This is a genomic window from Bacteroides mediterraneensis, assembly GCF_016900355.1.
Classification (GTDB): domain Bacteria; phylum Bacteroidota; class Bacteroidia; order Bacteroidales; family Bacteroidaceae; genus Phocaeicola.
This window is the reverse complement of the sequence record NZ_JACJKA010000081.1, coordinates 1-455: the sequence shown is the minus strand read 5'-3', so window position 1 is coordinate 455 and position 455 is coordinate 1. Positions and strand designations below refer to the sequence as shown.

1 protein-coding gene is annotated in these 455 nt (G+C 60.2%); it reads right to left on the bottom strand.

What is annotated here, in order from left to right:
* The coding region (locus H6A28_RS14910) for a hypothetical protein (protein WP_204481088.1) at positions 1-290 on the bottom strand (290 nt) is incomplete at its 3' end.
* Positions 291-455 lie beyond the last annotated feature (165 nt).

The window sequence follows — 455 nt, the reverse complement described above, 5'->3', positions numbered from 1 at the left end:
GCCATCCACGCCAGCAGCCGCTGGGCAAAGTCGATGCCCGGTTCCTTGCCCTTCAGCGGGCGGCCCAGGATTTTCGCGGAGTAGACCACCCCCACGCCGTCGGCCAGCACCAGATCGGCCCCCAGCAGGGCCTGCCGGAAGGCCGGATTGTGCTTGGCGGCCAGCAGAAACTCCGGGTTGGGGGTGACCGCGTAGTGGAAGCCCCCGGCATCCACCAGGGCTGCGCCGGCCGCCGCAGCCTCCTCCAGCGTCAGGTCGTCGAAGCCGACGCCCAAAACATCAGTCCTCAAAATACATTGCCTCCGATTGGAATTCTGTCCATAATTTCATGCCATTTTACCATAGATAGCGAAAAAAGTCCATGCGGAAACCGGGAAATCGGGGGCGGGAAAGATGAAGTTTCTGTGAAGAATCACCAAGTTCCCCGTTGACAAACCGGGCGGATGTGCTATAAT